Consider the following 17,791-nt stretch of genomic DNA (forward strand, 5'->3'; position numbering starts at 1 on the left):
TCCTCAGACGATCGGGTCGTGCACGGTGACGAGCTTCGTGCCGTCCGGGAAGGTGGCCTCGACCTGCACGGAGTCGACCATCTCGGGCACCCCGTCGAGCACCTGGTCCCGGGACAGCACGGACCGGCCGCTGGACATCAGCTCGGCGACGGTGCGGCCGTCGCGGGCGCCCTCCAGCACGTGGTCGGTGATGAGGGCGACGGCCTCCGGGTAGTTCAGGCGCACGCCGCGCTCCAGCCGGCGCCGGGCCACGTCGGCGGCGACGTGGACGAGCAGCTTGTCGCGCTCCTGGGGGCTCAGGTGCATGCGCTCAGGTCTATCACCGCGATGAGTGCGACACGCGCGTGCGAAACACAGGATTTACGTGCGAACGACCCATCCGGCTGAATCGTTCTCGTAATCGTGACCGAAACCACCGCTTTCTTCGATTGCTCCTAGGCCGTTCGAGGGGCATGGTGTGGTCACCGTGCGACGAGGCGCCCCGAGCGCGTCACGCGCGCGTAACAACTCCTGTCGGGGAAATGCGCAGCGAAAGGTTTCCACCAGTGACTACCTCAGCGCCCGTTGCGAACAACACTGAACCGGACGACGGGTTCAAGCCCGGGCTGGAAGGCGTGGTCGCCTTCCGCACCCAGATCGCCGAGCCGGACCGCGACGGCGGCGCGCTGCGCTACCGCGGCGTGGACATCGAGGACCTGGCGGGCAAGGTCAGCTTCGGCGACGTGTGGGGCCTGCTGGTCGACGGCCGGTTCGGCGACGGACTGCCGCCGGCCGAGCCGTTCCCGATCCCCGTGCACACCGGTGACGTCCGGGTGGACGCGCAGGCCGCGCTCGCGATGGTCGCGCCGATCTGGGGGTTCCGCCCGCTGCTGGACATCAGCGACGAGGAGGCGCGGGAGAACCTGGCCCGCGCGTCGGTGATGGCGCTGTCGTACGTGGCGCAGTCCGCGCGCGGGGTCGGGGTGCCCGCGGTGCCGCAGTCCCGGGTCGACGAGGGGCGGACGATCACCGAGCGGTTCATGATCCGCTGGCGCGGCGAGCCGGACCCGGCCCACGTCAAGGCCGTGGACGCGTACTGGGTATCGGCGGCGGAGCACGGGCTGAACGCGTCGACGTTCACCGCGCGGGTGATCGCCTCGACCGGTGCGGATGTGGCGGCTGCGCTGTCGGGCGCGATCGGCGCGATGTCCGGACCGCTGCACGGCGGGGCGCCCGCGCGGGTGCTGCCGATGATCGAGGCGGTCGAGAAGGAGGGCGACGCGCGCAAGGTCGTCAAGGGGATCCTGGACCGCAAGGAGCGGCTGATGGGCTTCGGGCACCGGGTGTACCGGGCCGAGGACCCGCGGGCCCGCGTGCTGCGGCGGACGTGCCGGGAGCTGGGCGCGGAGCGGTACGAGGTGGCCGAGGCGCTGGAGCAGGCCGCGCTGGCGGAACTGCGGGAGCGGCGCCCGGACCGCGCGATCGAGACGAACGTGGAGTTCTGGGCGGCGGTGATCCTGGACTTCGCGCAGGTGCCGACGCACATGATGCCGGCGATGTTCACGTCGGCGCGCACCGCCGGCTGGGCGGCGCACATCCTGGAGCAGAAGCAGACCGGACGACTGGTCCGCCCCTCGGCGAGCTACGTCGGCCCGGGCCCGCGATCGCCCGAGGAGGTCGAGGGCTGGTCGGCGGTCAAGCCGCTGTAAGCGCTTTCTGGCTGTGGCAGGCCCCGGAACCCGCGTGGTTCCGGGGCTTTTCCGGTTACGCGCCCTGCGGGGTGACCGCGCGCAGCACCGGCCGCACCAGGGTCGCGCCCACCAGCAGGATCGCGGCGGCGCCGAGGCACGCGGCTTGCCAGCCGTCGCCCGCGTTGTACAGCAGGCCCGCCGAGAAGGTGCCGATGGTGGCGCCGAGGAGTGTCGCGCTTTCGTAGATGCCCATCGCGCGGCCGAGGCTGACACCGGCCGCCTCCGCGACGATCTCCTGCTCGACCGGAACCGCCGCGGCGAACGCGGCCGCCGACAGCACCCACATCCCCGTCAGCACCGCCGGGTTCGGCGCGAACGACAGCCCGGCGGCGAAGACCGCGCTGGACCCCATCGCCAGCGACAGCACCGTCGTGCGGCCCAGTCGTCCGGTGACCTTGTGCAGGTACTCCGGCAGTGTCGTGTAGACGATGAACCCGGGCAGGAAAACCCCGGCGATCTGGGGCAGCTCCAGGTGGTGCCCGCGCTGCAGGTGCAGGAGCAGGAGCAGCGCCACGCCCGCCTCGGCGAGCGCGGTGATGACGACGAGCAGGAGCATCGGCCGCAGCCGACGGCCCAGCTGGCCGAAACCCTGGCCGCCCGCCTTTCGCGGTGCGGGGACCGGACCGGCCGGCGCGAGCATCACCACCGCCGCCACCGCGCACGCCGCCGCGCCCAGCCAGAACACTCCGCGGTAGTCGATCCGGGACACGAGCGACATCGCGGCCACGAAGGCCACCCACGTGCCCCCGCCCTCGGCGGCGAACAGCTTGCTGAACGCGGCCTTGTCGGCGCCCAGCCCCTCCCCCACGCGCGCCCGCAGCGACACCCAGAACACCGCACCGCCGACACCGCCGAGCACCGCCGCCGCGAACGCCGGTCCGAGACCGGGCGTGGCCGCGTACCCGGCGAACGACAGTCCATACAGGACGGCCCCGAACGCGGCCAGGCGTCCCCGGTCCACCCGGTCGGCGAGCGCCCCCGCCACCGGGCGCACCACGAACGACACCAGCGTCTCCAGCGCGGTCAGCGCCCCCACCTCGGCCGCGCTCGCCCCCAGCGCCGTGCCCGCCCACAACGGCAGGAAGAAGTCCAGGACCTCGACCGGCCCCCGCGTCAGCGCCGCGGCCCACTCGTTCTGCTGGGCACGCCCCTTGCCCGCCATCCCGTCCCCCCAGTTTTCAGGATACGATCGTATCTTAAAACCTCCGCTCCTAGGATGACAACCGTGCCCAAGATCGTCGACCGGCCCCAGCGCCGCCGCGAGATCGCCGAAGCCCTGCTCCGGCTGATCGCCCGGGAGGGCATCGAGACGGTCAGCGTGCGCACCGTCGCCGCCGAAGCCGGCCTGTCCCCGGGCGCCGTGCAGAAGTACTTCTCGACCCGCGAGGAGCTGTTCCACTTCGCCTTCGACCTGACCAGCGAACACATCGAGCGGCGCTGGATGAAGGTGCCGCAGGACCACCTGCTCACGATGCTGCGCGCCCTGGTCGCCGAGGCCCTGCCGCTGGACGACCAGCGCCGCGCCGAGGTGATCGTCATCCTCGCCTTCACCGCCCGCGCCGCCGTCCTGCCGCACTGGGCGCACCACCTCCGCCACGGCTACGGCTTCCTGCGCGAGCAGACCACCGACTTCCTCGACCAGGCCCAGCGCCAGGGCCACATCCGCGACGACCTGGACGCCGGAAGGCTCGCCGACATCGTCATGGCCCTCACCGACGGCTTCGCCCAGCACCTGCTCCAGGCCGAGCCCGGTTCGGAGCTGCACCGCCGCCTGCTCGGTTCCCTCGAGCTCGCCCTCACGGAGCTGCTCACGCCGCGCGCGGCAGAATGACGGCATGCTGCCCAGCACCGAGTTCGCCCTGCTCCGCCGCCTGTCCCTGGAACAGGCGAACGGCCGCGCGCCGTCGATGGTCGCCGCGGTCGTCCGCGACGGCGAGGTCGCCTGGTGGGGCGCGCGGGGCACCGTCGAGGGCGACGCGCCCGACGACGACACCCAGTACCGGCTCGGCTCGATCACCAAGTCGCTCGTCGCCGCGCTCGTGATGCGCCTGCGCGACGAGGGCCGCCTCGACCTCAACGACCCGCTGGACAAGCACGTCCCCGGCACCAGCTTCGGCGCCTCGACGGTCGGCCAGCTGCTCTCGCACACCGGCGGCCTGACCGCCGAATCGCCCGGCTCCTGGTGGGAGCGCACCGCGGGCGGCGACTGGGCCACCCTGGAGGCGAGTCTCGCGCGGAACGCGCTCAAGAACCGCCCGGGCAGCCGCTTCCACTACTCCAACGTCGGCTACGGCGTGCTCGGCGAGCTGATCGCCCGCCACCGCGGCACCGACTGGCTGACCGCACTGAACCGCGAGGTCCTCGAACCGCTGGACATGTCGCGCACGACCCCGCACCCGCGGGGCAGGCACGCACGCGGCTGGGCCGTGCACCCGTTCGCCGACCTGCTGCTGCCCGAGCCCAGCCCGGACGCCGGCGCGATGGCCCCGGCCGGCCAGCTGTGGTCGACGGTCCGCGACCTGGCGCGCTGGACGTCGTTCGTCGGCGGCGACACCGCGGACGTGCTCAGTCCGGACACCGTCGCCGAGATGCGCGCGGTCGCCACGGTGGACGACGCCGACACCTGGACCTCCGGCTACGGCCTTGGCCTGCAGGTCCTGCGGCACCAGGGCAAGCGGCTGGCCGGGCACACCGGGTCGATGCCCGGGTTCCTCGCCTGCTCGCTGGTCGACGAGTCCACCGGCACCGGCGCGCTGACCTTCGCCAACGCCACCACCGGCCCGGCCATCCTGGGCCTGGTGGTGGACCTGATCGCGATCGCCGACGAGCACGAGCCGAACCTGCCGGCGGAGTGGCGGCCGTCCGAGGTCGACCGCGCCCTGCTCACCCTCACCGGCCTGTGGCACTGGGGCCCGACGCCGTACCACCTGCGGCTGCTCCCGGGCGGCATGCTGAGCCTCGCCCCGGTCAGCGGCATGGGCCGGGCGTCCCGGTTCCGCCCGGTCGCCGAGGACGAGTGGCTCGGCCTGGACGGCTACTACGCCGGTGAAACCCTGCGCGTCGGCCGCGACGCCGACGGGACGCCGCGGCACCTGGATCTGGCCACGTTCATCTTCACGCGCACCCCCTACGACCCGGCCGCGCCCATCCCCGGCGGCGTCGACCCGGAGGGCTGGCGTACCGCATAGTGGGACCGCCACCGGCGTTACGCACCGGAAACGCGACCTGCGAGACTGGGCGCATGACCGATGAGCTGACCATTCCGGCAGAACTGAAGCCCTCCGACGGGCGCTTCGGCTGCGGACCGTCCAAGGTCCGGGCGGAGCAGCTGGCGAACCTCGCGTCCGAGGGCGCCGCGTACATGGGCACCTCCCACCGGCAGAAGCCGGTGAAGTCCCTCGTCGGACGGGTGCGCTCCGGTCTGTCCCAGCTCTTCTCCCTGCCCGAGGGCTACGAGGTCGTGCTCGGCAACGGCGGCACCACGGCGTTCTGGGACGCCGCCGCGTTCGGCCTGGTCGACGAGCGGGCCCAGCACTTCACCTACGGCGAGTTCTCGTCGAAGTTCGCCAAGGTGACCTCGGACGCGCCGTTCCTGGGCGACTCGATCGTCGTCAAGGCCGAGCCGGGCAGCGCCCCGGAGATCGCCTACGAGCCGGGCGCGGACCTGGTCGGCTGGGCGCACAACGAGACCTCGACCGGTGTCGCGGTGCCGGTGCGGCGCCCCGCCGGCAGCGAGGGCGCGCTCGTCGCGATCGACGCCACCTCGGGCGCCGGCGGCCTGCCGGTCCAGGCCGAGGACTTCGACGTCTACTACTTCGCGCCGCAGAAGTGCTTCGCCTCCGACGGCGGCCTGTGGCTGGCCCTGATGTCGCCCGCGGCCGTCGAGCGCGTGGAGAAGATCGGCAACAGCGGCCGGTGGATCCCCGAGTTCCTGTCGCTGACCACGGCGCTGGACAACTCGCGCAAGGACCAGACGTACAACACCCCGGCGGTGGCGACGCTGTTCCTGCTGGCCGACCAGATCGAGTGGATGCTCTCCAACGGCGGCCTGGACTGGGCGGTCTCGCGCACGAAGGACTCCTCGACGCGGCTGTACGAGTGGGCCGAGGAGACCAGCTACACGGTGCCGTTCGTGAAGGACCCGTCGCTGCGCTCGCAGGTCGTGGGCACCATCGACTTCGTCGACGAGATCGACGCGGCGAAGGTCGCCAAGGTGCTGCGCGCGAACGGCATCGTCGACGTCGAGCCGTACCGCAAGCTGGGCCGCAACCAGCTACGCGTCGGCATGTTCCCCGCGATCGAGCCGGGCGACATCACGGCGCTGACGAGCTGCATCGAGTGGGTCGTCGAGCGGATGGGCGACTAGTCCCAGCACCAGGAGCAGCAGGACGCCGACGAGGACGTAGCTCTCGGCCAGCGGCCAGACGCTCCGGTGGTCCCACAGCGGGCTGACGACGAACACGACTGTCGCGAGGGCGGCGGTTCCGAGCACGAGTGGCCGGAGCCGCCGCCCTCGCCACGTCAGGACGCCGATCACCGGCGCCGCCCACACCCAGTGGTGGGTCCAGGACACCGGCGAGACCAGCAACGCGCCGAGGGCGCACGCGAGCAGCGCGACCACGGCGTCGGCGCGGCGCATGACCAGCACGGTGACGACGAGCGTGACGGCCACCGCGACCAGCCAGGCCCAGGCCGGGGCGCCGAGCCGGGCGAGCAGGCCGTGCAGGGACTGGTTGCCGATGTAGCCGGGGTCGCCGACCCGATCGCCGGCGAAGACGAGCTTCGTCCAGCAGGTGACCGACGCCTGCGGCGCGATCGCCCACGCGAGCAACGCGCAGCCGGCGAACGTCCCGATCGCCCGTGCGGCGGCGCGGAAGTCCTTGCGCAGCAGGAAGAACAGCACGAACGCGGCCGGGGTCAGCTTGATCGCGGCGGCGAGCCCGACCAGGAAACCGCGGCGGCGGACCGGGGCCAGCGCGTCGACCGCGACGAGCAGCACGAGCAGCAGGTTGATCTGGCCGAACCCGAGCGTGGCGCGCACCGGTTCGCTGAACAACGCGACGGCCTGCACGACCAGCGCCAGGCCGCCGAACACGTGCAGCCGCCGGTCGTAGTGCCGGAAACACAGCGCGACGACCACACCGAGCGCGACGACGGACACGATGGTGATACCGACGAGCGCGACGTCCGCCGGAACCACCAGCAGCGGCGCGAAAACGAACGCGGCGAACGGCGGATAGGTGAACGGCAGCAGCGTGCCGTTGCGGGTGGGCGGCAACGGGCCGTACGGGTCACCGCGGTCGAAGAACGCCTGCGCGCCGAGCCGGTAGACGTCCAGATCCAGCCCGTCCAACCGTTTCCAGGCCAGCAGGATCCCGACCAGCACGACCTCGATCGCCACGCCCGTGGCCAGAACCCGCCGCCCCATCGCGCAATCCTCGCGGATCCCGATCACCGGGGTGTCCTCCGGGTGGCCGAACGGGTGGAACTGCTGCAAGATCGACCAAAAAGTGTCGGCGCGCCTGCCCCGTCAAGCGGACGCGCCGACCTACCGTGAACACCCGAAGGTGAAGTCAGGAGGAGGCAGCGGATGCGGACGCTGAGGGTGGTCGGGCTGCACGAGGACGGTAAGTCCATCGTGTGCGAAGACCCGGCGCGGCGCGAGCGTTTCCTCCTGCCCGCCGATGAGAAGCTGCGTGCGGCCGTCCGGGGCGATGTTCCCAGGCTCGGGCAGATCGAAATCGAGACGGAGAGCCAGATGCGACCACGCGAGATCCAGGCCCGGATCCGGGCCGGCGAGTCGGTGCAGCAGGTCGCGGACACCGCCGGGGTGGCGGTGGAGCGGGTGGAGCGGTTCGCGTACCCGGTGCTGCTGGAGCGGTCCCGGACCGCCGAGCTGGCGCAGTCGGCGCACCCGATCCGCGAGGACGGCCCGGACGTGCGCACGCTCGGCGAGATCGTGGCCTACGCGTTCGGTGTGCGGGGTCAGGACTACTCGCAGGCCACGTGGGACGCCTGGCGCGGCGACGACGGCCGGTGGATCGTGGCGCTGCGGTGGACCGCGGGGCGCTCGGACAACGCCGCGCACTGGCAGTTCTCGGCCGGTGCGCACGGCGGCACGGTCACGGCGCTGGACGAGCACGCCGAGGACCTGCTGGACCCGCACCGCACGCCGCGGACGCTGCGGGCGGTGGGCGCGGAGGCGGAGGCCGAGGCCGAGCCGGCGGACGAGGAGCCGGCGCAGCCCACGCTGGACATCGACGCCCAGCCGGACCCGGCGGCCGCCAAGCCGAAGCCGAAGAAGAAGGCCCACCCGGCGGTCCCGGCCTGGGAAGACGTGCTGCTGGGAGTCCGCAGCCAACGAGGCTGAGCCAGAGGACGGCGCGCCAGCGCCGTGCCCCGACCCCAAGGTAGCTGGGTGGTCATCCCGTCGCCTGACACCGGAACGATCACCTTGAGCCAGGGCCGCAACATCCCCGCTCACGCGAGATGACATGCCAACCTTGCGGCCCTGGCTCAAGGTGATACACACAAACCGGAAGGCGACGGGATGACCACCCAGCGACCACCTCGCCAAGACGAGACGAGGCACCCCTTGGTCATCCCGGAGCCTGCCCGTCCGGCGAGGACATCTTTTGATCTTTAGAGGTGACGCAGGGCAGACGAAGCACCCTCACCGCGCCACCGGCCCCACCCCGGACCGCCGCCCCGGGGCCAGCGACGCGTGCCGCTGCCCCGGCCCCTCCCCGTACCGCGACGCCAGCCAATCGGCCACCAGCCCGGTCCCCGCCGCGTAGACGCCCTTGTGCGCCAGGTCGATCACCAGCTCCCGGCGCGGCCACGTCCACGGCGGCGCCCCCACGCCGGTCGCGTTCTCCAGCGTCTGGTCGTTCGTCAGCCGCACCGCCCAGAACATCGCCGAGGCCCACGGGCCCCGCAGCCCGGCCGTCGCCATCACGCCGCGCAGCGCGCCGAGCAGCACGCCCTGCCCGAAGTGCATCGCCAGGTTCACCGACCGCCGCGGCCGGTCCGGCAGGCCGGCCAGCCGCGACAGGGTCCGCCCCGGCACGTACGAGTCCGGCCGTCCGGTGAACCGCTGCTCGACCTTCTCCGCCGCCGTCATCGCCAGCACGCCCGCCAGCCCGGCGACCGCACCCTGCGCTACCGCTCGTGCCCACATGCGGCCACGGCTACCCGCCCCACCCGAATCGAATCGCGGCCGCGGGGTACAGAACCGTGGTGAAACGAATCCTGGAAGCCGCCGAGTCCCTCCGCGCCGTCGACCCCGCGGCGACCGCGGTGGCCCGCGGGCTGCGCAAGGTCATCGGCCGCGGCGCCGCCGACCGCCTGCTGCGCGGCGCGTGGCTCGGCCACCCCGTGCACCCGCTGCTGGTCACCCTGCCGATCGGGGCCTGGGTGTCCGCCGCGGTGCTCGACCTGTCCGGCCAGCCCGAAGCCGCCCGGCGCCTGGTGTCGATCGGCCTGGCCGCCACCGCGCCGACGGTCCTCACCGGGCTCGCCGAGTTCTCCGGCCTCGACCGGGACCAGCGGCGCGTCGGGGCCGTCCACGCGCTCACCAACACCCTCGCCGCCGGGTGCTTCCTCGCCGCCAACCGCACCAGCCGCCGGAACGCCCGCTTCTGGACCGCGGCCGGGCTGGTCGCGCTCAGCGCCGGCGGCGCGCTCGGTGGGCACCTGTCCTACGCGCAGGGCGCGGGCGTGGGCCGCTGGTCAGCCCTCCAGCCGGGCGACCAGTGACTTCGGCGCCACCGTCCGGTAGGCCTCCCGGACAATGGCCCGCACCTCGACCGCGGTGCCCGACGTAGGGCGGCCGGAAGAACCGGTCCGGCTCGGCCGACACCATCTCCTCCTGCACCCCCGACGGCGCGGCGCACCAGAACGCCACCCGGTCGTCGTGGTGGTGGTCCGCGTACATCACGAAACTCTTCCGGCTCCGGACGAACCAGGCCGGCTCCCCGTGGCTGAGCCGCTCCGAGACCTCCGGCAGGGCCAGGCAGATCTCGCGCAGCGGCTCGATCGGGTCCATCAGAACACGACGGCCAGCACGCCGAACCAGGACAGCACGATCCCGGCGGCCGCCCCCAGCGCGACCCACCGGATGATCGGCAGCTTCCGCGCCAGCCACAACGACGGCGCGATCCCGGCGGTCACCACGACCGCCGCGACCAGCACCAGCCACCCGGCGGTCTCCGCGGCCAGCGCGATCGCCAGCGCCATCATCGCGACGATCACCACGGCCGCCACGAACCCGGCGACCACCAGCCCGGTCGCCCACGGCGTCGGCTCGTCCCCGACCCCGGCGAACAGCCGCCGCGGCGTCTCGGCCGGCGGTGGTGGCGGGACGACCATCTGCTCGCCGGTCACCGGGTCGACGTAGTGCACCGGCGTCCCCATCACCGCGGCCACCCGCGACGCCAGCTGCTGCCCGCGCCGGGACACCACGGTCGCGGCCTCGGCCGGGTCGCTCGACGACCGCCGCAGCGCGGCCGCCACCTGCGCCCACTCGTGCAGCGCGTCGGCGAGGTCGACGCCCAGCGCGAGGCTGTGGGGGTCGATTTCGCGCGTGTACACGTCGCCGTGCCCCTTCAGCACGGCGCGGTCGCCGCGGACCCGCAATTCCACGCATGCACCTTTCCGGCCGTCACGCCAGGACGTCGTCAATTTACCGCCGCGGCGAGCTCGTAGAACGCCACCGCCGCGGCCGTGGCCACATTGAGCGAGTCGACGCCCTCGCTCATCGGGATCCGCACCGCGACATCGGCGCTCGCCAGCGCCTCCGCGGTCAGCCCGGGCCCCTCGGACCCGAGCAGCAGGGCCGTGCGGCCGCCACCGGCGGCCACCTCGCGCAGCGTCCGCGAGTCCGCCCGCGGCGTCAGCGCCGCCACCCGGAACCCGGCCGCCCGCACCCGCTCCAGCCCGGACGGCCACGGCGTCAGCGCGGCGAACGGCACCCGCAGCACGTTGCCCATCGACACCCGCACGCTCCGCCGGTACAGCGGGTCCGCGCAGCCGGCGCCCAGCAGCACCCCGTCCACCCCGAGCGCGGCCGCGTTGCGGAACAGCGCGCCGATGTTCTCGTGGTCGCCGACGCCCTCCAGGATCGCGATCACGCGGGCCCGCGCCAGGATCTCGTCGGCGTCCGGCTGCGGCGCGCGGTCGGCCACGGCGAGCACCCCGCGGTTGAGGTGGAACCCGACGACCTTCGCCATCACCTCGGCCGAGGTCACGTACGCCGGCACCGGCACGTCCGCGAGCTCGGGCGCGAGCTCCGCGATCCGCCGCTCGACCCCCAGCAGCGCCCGCGGCGGGTAGGCTGACGCGAGCAGGCGCCGGACCACCACGGTTCCCTCGGCGATCACCAGGCCGCGCCCGCCGGGCCGGTCCGGTCGCCGGTCGGCCGTGGAGAGGTCCCGGAAGTCGTCGAGCCTGGGATCACCCTCGTCTTCGGTTCGCACGATCTGCGCCACGGCATGAAGTCTGCGGCTTCGGGGTAGATCCTCCGTCGTCGGGGTGGGTGCTCCGAACGTGCTGAGTACCACTGGGCCGAACGGACCAGCACCGGCGGAAGTCGGGCGCGTCACGGCGGCGCCACCGATTTGGCCGATGACCGTGTGCCGACGGTGTGCGACCGTTGTCGGCCGGGGTGCCGGGGCGATCTCCACCGCCGCGGCCGAGGACCAAGAGCAGGGATGGCATGGGCAAGGACGTGTCGGCGGACAGCTTCAGCTCCCGGGACCGGGCGCGGTACCGGCACAAGCTCCAGCGGTGCCTGGACACCCTGGCCCGGATGCTCGCCGACGACGGCTTCTCGTTCCCGCGAAGACACATCGGACTCGAGGTCGAGCTGAACCTCGTGGACGACGAGCTGCGACCGTCCATGTCCAACAGCGCGGTGCTGGAGGCGCTGGACAGCGAGTCCTTCACCACGGAACTGTCGCAGCACAACATCGAACTGAACGTGCCGCCGCGCCCGCTCGCCGGGAAGTCCGCGATCGAGCTGGAGCACGACCTGATCGGCTACCTGGGCGAGGCCGACCGGAACGCGACCGCGGCCGGCGCGCGGCTGGCCGTGATCGGCATCCTGCCGACGCTCACGCCGGACCACTTCGACCAGAAGTGGATCACCAACAACACCCGCTACACCCTGCTCAACGACCAGATCTTCGCCGCCCGCGGGGAGAACATGACGCTGTCCATGGACGGCGCCCCGCTCGGCGGGCACAACCCGGAGCGGTTGCGCACCTACTCCGAGTCGATCCTGCCCGAGGCCGCGTGCACGTCGGTGCAGCTGCACGTCCAGGTCGCGCCGGAGGAGTTCGCCACCCACTGGAACGCCGCGCAGTGCCTGGCCGGTGTGCAGGTGGCCATCGGCGCGAACTCGCCGTTCCTGCTCGGCAAGGCGCTGTGGCACGAGACCCGCATCCCGCTGTTCCTGCAGGCCACCGACACCCGGCCGGAGGAGCTGCGCAACCAGGGCGTGCGACCGCGGGTGTGGTTCGGCGAGCGGTGGATCACCTCGATCTTCGACCTGTTCGAGGAGAACGTCCGCTACTTCCCGGGCCTGCTGCCGGAGACCGACAGCGAAGACCCGCTGGACGCGCTGGAGGCCGGGCAGGCGCCGAAGCTCACCGAGCTGATGCTGCACAACGGGACGGTGTGGCGCTGGAACCGCCCGGTGTACGACGTGGTGGACGGCAAACCGCACCTGCGCGTGGAGAACCGCGTCCTGCCCGCCGGGCCCACCGTGCTCGACATGATGGCCAACGCGGCGTTCTTCTACGGCGCGCAACGGGCGCTCGCCGAGGCGGAGCGTCCGGTGTGGACACAGATGTCGTTCCAGGCCGCCGAGGAGAACCTCTACGCCGGCGCGCGCAACGGGTTCGACGCCCAGCTGTACTGGCCGGGCCAGGGCTGGGTGCCGCCGGACGAACTGGTGCTGCGCGTGCTGCTGCCGCTCGCGGTCGAGGGGCTGCGCAGCGCCGACGTGTCCGAGGCGGCCATCGACCGCTACCTCGGCGTCATCGAGCAGCGCTGCCTGACCCGCCGCAACGGAGCGTGGTGGCAGCGGGCGACGGTCACCGAGGCGGAGGACCGCGGCGCCGACCGGGACACGGCGCTGAACACGATGCTGGGCCGCTACCTCGAGCTGGGCCGCGGCGGCGAGGCCGTGCACACCTGGCCGGTGGACACCGAGTGATCACCGGCGGCTCTGTTCGGGTCAATCCGGACTTGTTAGGGTAGCCTAAGTGACCGATCTCGCTTACAGTGCCACTCATGGCGGCTCCCCTCGCGGTTGACTCGGACCTGACCCAGACCCCGTTCTCGACCACCCTGAGGGAGTCGACCCGGCGCGCGCACGACCGGGCGCACCACTCCCGGTACATGCGCGAGCTGTTCGGCGGCGACCTGGACCTGAGCGAGTACGCGCGGCTGGCCGCCCAGTACTGGTTCATCTACCAGGCGATCGAGGAGGCCGCGGACGCCATGCGCCGCGACCCGGTCGGCGGCCGGTTCGTGTTCGACGAGCTGCGCCGCGTACCCGCGCTGGCGGTCGACCTGGAGTTCCTCTACGGGCAGCGGTGGCGGGACCGCGTCACGCCGGTCCCGGCGACCGAGGACTACGTGCGGCGCATCCGCTCGGTGGCCTTCGACTGGGCCGGTGGCTACGTCGCCCACCACTACACCCGCTACCTCGGCGACCTCGCCGGCGGCCAGGCCGTGCGGAAGCTGCTGGCGAAGGCCCACGGCGTCGAGGGGCCGGGCGCGATGTTCTACCACTTCGACGACATCGACAACGTCCCCGCGTTCCGGAAGCGGTACAAGGCGCTGCTCGACGACACCCCGTGGACCGGTGCCGAGCGCGAGCGCATCGTCACCGAGACGCTGGTGGCGTTCGAGTTCAACATCGCGGTGCTCGACGAGCTGGCCCAGTGATCATCCGCACACCCCGTTGACCTCCATCTAGCTGGAGATTGCAGGCTTGCGACATGACCGGTTCCCGCAGTGCGGACAGCGGCTCCCCAGTTAGCTTCCCGCGCGCGCGAGGACTAGGTTTTGATACCGCAAGGGACTCTGCGTCAGACAAGAAGGAGGGCTGATGGCCCGCTACGAGCTTCCTGACCTCGACTACGACTACGGCGCGCTCGCCCCGCACATCTCGGGTCAGATCAACGAGCTGCACCACAGCAAGCACCACGCGACCTACGTCAAGGGCGCCAACGACACCCTGGACAAGCTCGCCGAGGCTCGGGACAAGGGCGACTTCGGCTCGATCGTCGGCCTGGAGACCACGCTGGCGTTCAACCTGGCCGGGCACGCCAACCACGTGGTGTGGTGGAAGATCCTGTCCCCCGAAGGCGGCGACAAGCCGACCGGCGAGCTGGCCTCGGCGATCGACGAGGCGTTCGGTTCGTTCGACAAGTTCCAGGCGCAGTTCAACGCGGTCGCCACGACGATCCAGGGCAACGGCTGGGCCGCCCTGTCGTGGGACCCGGTGGGCAAGACGCTGATCACGCAGCAGCTGCGTGACCACCACAACAACCTCATCCTGCCGACCGTGCCGATCCTGCTGGTCGACGTGTGGGAGCACGCCTTCTACCTCGACTACAAGAACGTCAAGGCGGACTACGTCAAGGCGCTGTGGAACGTCTACAACTGGGCGGAGATCAGCAAGCGTTTCGACAACGCCGTCTCCGGCGGCAACGGCCTGCTCCTCTGAGCGTCGGCCCGATCGAGGGGTCCTGCCGCGCACCCGCGCGGACAGGGCCCTTCTTTTTTTCCCGCTTGACCTCGACCACAGTGGAGGGTGCACGCTGACCACATGGATGTCGACGCGTACCTGGCCCGCATCGGGGCCGACCGGCCGGCCGCGCCCACCGCGGCGGCGCTGCGGGACCTGCACGAGGCCCACCTGCTGACCGTGCCGTTCGAGAACCTGAGCGTGCACCTGCCCGAGCGGATCGTGCTCGACGAGGACGCGTTGTTCGACAAGGTCGTGCGGCGCCGCCGGGGCGGTTTCTGCTACGAGCTGAACGGCCTGTTCGCGGCGTTGCTCCGCGAGCTCGGCTACCGGGTCACCCTGCTGGGCGCCCGCGTGTTCGGCGGCGGGCGGTGGGGCGCGCCGTTCGACCACCTGGCGCTGCACGTGGACCTGGACGAGCCGTGGCTGGCCGACGTGGGCTTCGGCCGCTTCGCCCGCCACCCGCTGCGGCTGGCGGCGAGCGAGCCGCAGTCCGACCCGGAAGGCGAGTTCCTGGTGCTGGACGCGCCGGACGGGGACATCGAGGTGCGGCTGAACGGCGAGCCGGCCTACCGGCTGGAGAAGCGGCCGCGGGAACTGGCCGACTTCGGCCCGACCTGCTGGTGGCAGGCCACCTCGCCGGAGTCGCACTTCACGCAGAACGTGCTGACCACGATCTCGACGCCGTCCGGCCGGATCACCCTGGCGGGCGACAAGCTGATCGAGACGGTCGACGGCAAGCGGGCCGAGCGCGAGCTGAGCGACGCCGAGAAGGTCGAGGCGTACCGGGTGCACTTCGGGATCGACATGAACGAAGCCCCGGCGCTGGGATCCTTTCCGGCGCCGGGGCTCCGCCCGTTCCCGAACTGACTGCCGCTCCCACCACGAAGCGGACAAGCCTTAGGTTAGCCTAACTTCACCAGTCGCCGCAAGGGGCGGTCGAGGACGATCTTTCGACCACCCGTCCGTGTGGTCCCGGACAGTTGTCCAACGTTCAGGGGATCACTGATCGAACTCGCTCGGTCACCGGATAGCGTTCGGGGCGTGAAGTCGTCGACAGTGATCGCGGTCGTGCTCGGCGTCCTGCTGTCCTTCGCGTCCGTCGCCGGCGCGGCCGGCTACCTGTGGTCGCAGGGCAGCGACGCGCCGCCGCCCGCCCCCGGGCTGCCCGCCGTCTGGCCCAGCCGGGACGGCGAGCTGCCGCGCCGCGTGCCGATGCCGACCGGGGAGATGCTCGCCGCGCTGCCCGCGGGCAGCGCCGGCCACGTGCTGTGCCAGGCCCTGTCCGAGCAGCGGTGGGAGGCGGTGCTCGGCGGCACGACGCTGCGCGAGGTCCGCGGGAACGTGTGCCACCTGGTCACCGGCAGCCTCGACGTCGGCCTGCGACTGGACAACGCGCCGGCCACGCTGCGGTCGCCGCAGTCGGTGACGGTGTCCGGGCGGGCCGCCGAGGTCGAGTCGAGCGGCACCGTCAACGCGCGGCTCAACGTCCACCTGGTCGACGACGCGCCCAGCGCCGAGGTGCACCCGTTCCTGCGCGTCGACATCACCCGGTACGCCGTCGCCCGCCCGGGCCTCACGCTGGACGACCTCGCCATCTCGATCGCGCGGGACGTCATCGACGCGACCATGGCGCCCGGCCCGGACCTGCCCGCGCAGGGCCGCGAGGGCGTGATCGCGATGCGGGCGACCGAGCCGGTGCCGGGCTACGGCATCCAGGACGCGCCGTGGCCGGTGGTGTCCTGGCAGCTGTGCACGCAGCTGGCGAAGGCGATGAGCACGAGCCCGTCCACGGCGAAGCCGAGGTTCGACGGCCGCTGCACGGTGCGCACGGTCCAGGCGGCGCTGAGCGACGACGTGACGCCGCGCGCGTACCCGGACACGCTGGCCGGCCGCCCGGCCCTGATCACCGACGACGTGGTGGCGGTGAAGCTCGAGGACGACTCCAGCCAGGAACTGACGTTCACCGGAACGGGCCGGGACCTCAGGGCACTCGCGGAGACCGTGCTGCCCGCGCTCCTCGGCCGCTGAGCACCCGTAGGCCGGCCAGCCGCACCGGGCGCGTCATCCCGCCCCGCCGAGCCAGCACCGCCGCGCACACCACGGCCGCCACCGCGGAGATCACGCCGCCGATCAAGAACGGGGACCGGCCGCCGAAGGTGTCGGCCATCCACCCCACCATCGGGCCGCCGATCGGGTTGCCGCCGATCAGCACCAGCACGTAGAGCCCCATCACGCGGCCGCGCATCTCCGGGCTCACCGAGGTCTGCACGAGCGAGTTCGCCGTGTTCAGGAACGTGATCGTGGCGAACCCGAGCGGGATCAGCGCGATGCCGAACGCCAGGTAGGTCGGCATGAACCCGGCGACGAACTCCACCGCGCCCAGGCTGAACGCCGCGATCAGCAGCAGCCGCACCCGCGGCCGCCCCCGCGCCCCGCGCCGCGCGGCCATCAGCGAACCCGTGAACGTCCCGACCGCCAGCAGCGTGGACAGCAGCCCGTAGCCGTCGGCCTGCGTGGCGAACACGTTGCCCGCCACGATCGCCAGCGACGTGAAGAACGTGATGCCGAACGTGCTGACGAAGAACACCAGCACCATCAGCGAAACCAGGTCCGACCGCCCGCGCACGTACGCCAGTCCCTCGCGCAACTGCCCCTTCGCGCGGGCGACGGCCGGGCCGCGGAACAGCTTGTCCGGGTCCATCAGCAACAGCCCGGTGATCACGGCCAGCGTGCTGACCGCGTTCGCCAGGAACATCCAGCCCGTGCCGACCCACGTGATCGCGAACCCGGCGATGGCGGGCCCGACGATGCGGGCCATGTTGAACACCGACGAGTTCAGCGCGACCGCGTTCGTGATCTGCTTGCGCCCCACCATCTCGGCGACGAACGACTGCCGCGCCGGCACGTCCAGCGAGCTGAAGATGCCCAGCACGAAGCACAGGACGTAGACCTGCCACAGGGTCACCACCCCGGACACGTCGAGCAGCCCGAGGACCAGCGCCTGCACCCCGATGCCGCTCTGGATGGCGATGCACAGCTTGCGCTTGTCCACCCGGTCGGCGAGCACACCGGCCCACAGGGACAGCATCAGCGTCGGCAGGAACTGCAGCGCCACCGCGATCCCCAGCGCCACCGGGTTGTTCCCGGACAGCTGGAACACCAGCCAGTCCTGCGCGATTCGCTGCATCCAGGTGCCGATGTTGGAGATGATCTGGCCGGAGAAGAACAGCCGGTAGTTGCGCACCCGCAGCGACGCGAACATGCTCGCCTTCGGCTGAGCCCGTTCCTCGGGCTCTTC

At 72.1% G+C, this 17,791-nt stretch carries 18 protein-coding genes and 1 pseudogene; 11 read left to right on the forward strand and 8 right to left on the reverse strand.

Annotated elements, in window-relative coordinates; translation table 11 throughout:
• Nucleotides 1–3: 3 nt before the first annotated feature.
• A complete protein-coding gene (locus L1857_RS33725; RefSeq protein ID WP_094009075.1) occupies nt 4–306 on the reverse strand; it encodes an urease subunit gamma in 303 nt (100 codons plus the stop codon).
• 215 nt (nt 307–521) lie between these two features.
• On the opposite strand from L1857_RS33725, the gene L1857_RS33730 reads away from it, so the two are divergent.
• Nucleotides 522–1,688 carry a citrate synthase 2 gene (locus L1857_RS33730; RefSeq protein ID WP_116114498.1) on the forward strand — a complete coding sequence of 389 codons (1,167 nt, stop codon included), beginning with the start codon at nt 522–524 and terminating at the stop codon, nt 1,686–1,688.
• A 55-nt stretch (nt 1,689–1,743) separates the two neighbouring features.
• Here the strand turns inward: L1857_RS33730 and L1857_RS33735 are convergent, their stop codons facing one another.
• On the reverse strand, nt 1,744–2,892 hold the full coding sequence (locus L1857_RS33735) for an MFS transporter (RefSeq protein ID WP_116114500.1): 1,149 nt from the start codon (nt 2,890–2,892) through the stop codon (nt 1,744–1,746).
• A gap of 54 nt (nt 2,893–2,946) precedes the next feature.
• Here L1857_RS33735 and L1857_RS33740 point away from each other — a divergent pair, with 54 nt between their 5' ends.
• Genes L1857_RS33740 through serC form a run of 3 tightly spaced genes read left to right on the forward strand, consistent with a single transcriptional unit; the run spans nt 2,947 to nt 6,096 of the window.
• Entirely contained in the window at nt 2,947–3,561 is a 615-nt protein-coding gene (locus L1857_RS33740; RefSeq protein WP_116114502.1) for a TetR/AcrR family transcriptional regulator, read from the forward strand.
• A gap of 4 nt (nt 3,562–3,565) precedes the next feature.
• A complete protein-coding gene (locus L1857_RS33745) occupies nt 3,566–4,918 on the forward strand; it encodes a serine hydrolase domain-containing protein (RefSeq protein ID WP_116114504.1) in 1,353 nt (450 codons plus the stop codon).
• Nucleotides 4,919–4,971: 53 nt separating this feature from the next.
• On the forward strand, nt 4,972–6,096 hold the full coding sequence (serC, locus tag L1857_RS33750; protein ID WP_094009070.1) for a phosphoserine transaminase: 1,125 nt from the start codon (nt 4,972–4,974) through the stop codon (nt 6,094–6,096).
• Here the strand turns inward: serC and L1857_RS33755 are convergent.
• The gene (locus tag L1857_RS33755) at nt 6,004–7,227 is read right to left on the reverse strand and encodes a glycosyltransferase 87 family protein (RefSeq protein ID WP_233157549.1); all 1,224 of its coding nucleotides are present in this window, start codon (nt 7,225–7,227) and stop codon (nt 6,004–6,006) included. The two genes, serC and L1857_RS33755, sit on opposite strands and share 93 nt — an antisense overlap.
• A 93-nt stretch (nt 7,228–7,320) precedes the next feature.
• Between L1857_RS33755 and sepH the strand changes: the two genes are divergently transcribed.
• Nucleotides 7,321–8,100, forward strand: a complete 780-nt coding sequence (sepH, locus tag L1857_RS33760) for a septation protein SepH (protein ID WP_094009069.1) — start codon at nt 7,321–7,323, stop codon at nt 8,098–8,100.
• Between the two features lie 303 nt (nt 8,101–8,403).
• Here the strand turns inward: sepH and L1857_RS33765 are convergent, their stop codons facing one another.
• Nucleotides 8,404–8,910 carry a hypothetical protein gene (locus L1857_RS33765; RefSeq protein WP_094009068.1) on the reverse strand — a complete coding sequence of 169 codons (507 nt, stop codon included), beginning with the start codon at nt 8,908–8,910 and terminating at the stop codon, nt 8,404–8,406.
• Between the two features lie 59 nt (nt 8,911–8,969).
• Between L1857_RS33765 and L1857_RS33770 the strand changes: the two genes are divergently transcribed.
• Nucleotides 8,970–9,488, forward strand: a complete 519-nt coding sequence (locus tag L1857_RS33770) for a DUF2231 domain-containing protein (RefSeq protein ID WP_116111352.1) — start codon at nt 8,970–8,972, stop codon at nt 9,486–9,488.
• Here L1857_RS33770 and L1857_RS33775 read toward each other — a convergent pair.
• The 3 genes and pseudogenes from L1857_RS33775 to L1857_RS33785 form a co-directional block, all read right to left on the reverse strand.
• Nucleotides 9,462–9,777 (reverse strand): annotated as a pseudogene (locus L1857_RS33775) (MmcQ/YjbR family DNA-binding protein). The gene L1857_RS33770 and the pseudogene L1857_RS33775 sit on opposite strands and share 27 nt — an antisense overlap.
• Complete coding sequence (locus L1857_RS33780) at nt 9,777–10,373, reverse strand: DUF2537 domain-containing protein (protein ID WP_094009067.1); 597 nt, start codon at nt 10,371–10,373, stop codon at nt 9,777–9,779. Before L1857_RS33780 ends, L1857_RS33775 begins: the two are co-directional and overlap by 1 nt.
• Before the next feature lie 35 nt (nt 10,374–10,408).
• Entirely contained in the window at nt 10,409–11,218 is an 810-nt protein-coding gene (locus tag L1857_RS33785) for a TrmH family RNA methyltransferase (protein WP_094009066.1), read from the reverse strand.
• A 227-nt stretch (nt 11,219–11,445) separates the two neighbouring features.
• Here L1857_RS33785 and L1857_RS33790 point away from each other — a divergent pair, with 227 nt between their 5' ends.
• The 5 genes from L1857_RS33790 (at nt 11,446) to L1857_RS33810 (ending at nt 16,521) form a co-directional block, all read left to right on the forward strand.
• Nucleotides 11,446–12,948 carry a glutamate-cysteine ligase family protein gene (locus L1857_RS33790; RefSeq protein ID WP_116111347.1) on the forward strand — a complete coding sequence of 501 codons (1,503 nt, stop codon included), beginning with the start codon at nt 11,446–11,448 and terminating at the stop codon, nt 12,946–12,948.
• Nucleotides 12,949–13,025: 77 nt separating this feature from the next.
• Entirely contained in the window at nt 13,026–13,685 is a 660-nt protein-coding gene (locus tag L1857_RS33795) for a biliverdin-producing heme oxygenase (protein WP_116111346.1), read from the forward strand.
• A 163-nt stretch (nt 13,686–13,848) separates the two neighbouring features.
• The gene (locus L1857_RS33800) at nt 13,849–14,469 is read left to right on the forward strand and encodes a superoxide dismutase (RefSeq protein WP_094009063.1); all 621 of its coding nucleotides are present in this window, start codon (nt 13,849–13,851) and stop codon (nt 14,467–14,469) included.
• Nucleotides 14,470–14,571: 102 nt separating this feature from the next.
• The gene (locus L1857_RS33805) at nt 14,572–15,360 is read left to right on the forward strand and encodes an arylamine N-acetyltransferase family protein (protein ID WP_116111345.1); all 789 of its coding nucleotides are present in this window, start codon (nt 14,572–14,574) and stop codon (nt 15,358–15,360) included.
• Between the two features lie 174 nt (nt 15,361–15,534).
• Nucleotides 15,535–16,521, forward strand: a complete 987-nt coding sequence (locus tag L1857_RS33810) for a hypothetical protein (RefSeq protein WP_116111344.1) — start codon at nt 15,535–15,537, stop codon at nt 16,519–16,521.
• Here the strand turns inward: L1857_RS33810 and L1857_RS33815 are convergent.
• The gene (locus tag L1857_RS33815; protein WP_249467535.1) at nt 16,475–17,755 is read right to left on the reverse strand and encodes an MFS transporter; all 1,281 of its coding nucleotides are present in this window, start codon (nt 17,753–17,755) and stop codon (nt 16,475–16,477) included. The genes L1857_RS33810 and L1857_RS33815 overlap by 47 nt on opposite strands.
• Nucleotides 17,756–17,791: the final 36 nt, after the last annotated feature.

The organism is Amycolatopsis thermalba (assembly GCF_023376025.1).
Taxonomy (GTDB): domain Bacteria; phylum Actinomycetota; class Actinomycetes; order Mycobacteriales; family Pseudonocardiaceae; genus Amycolatopsis_E; species Amycolatopsis_E thermalba.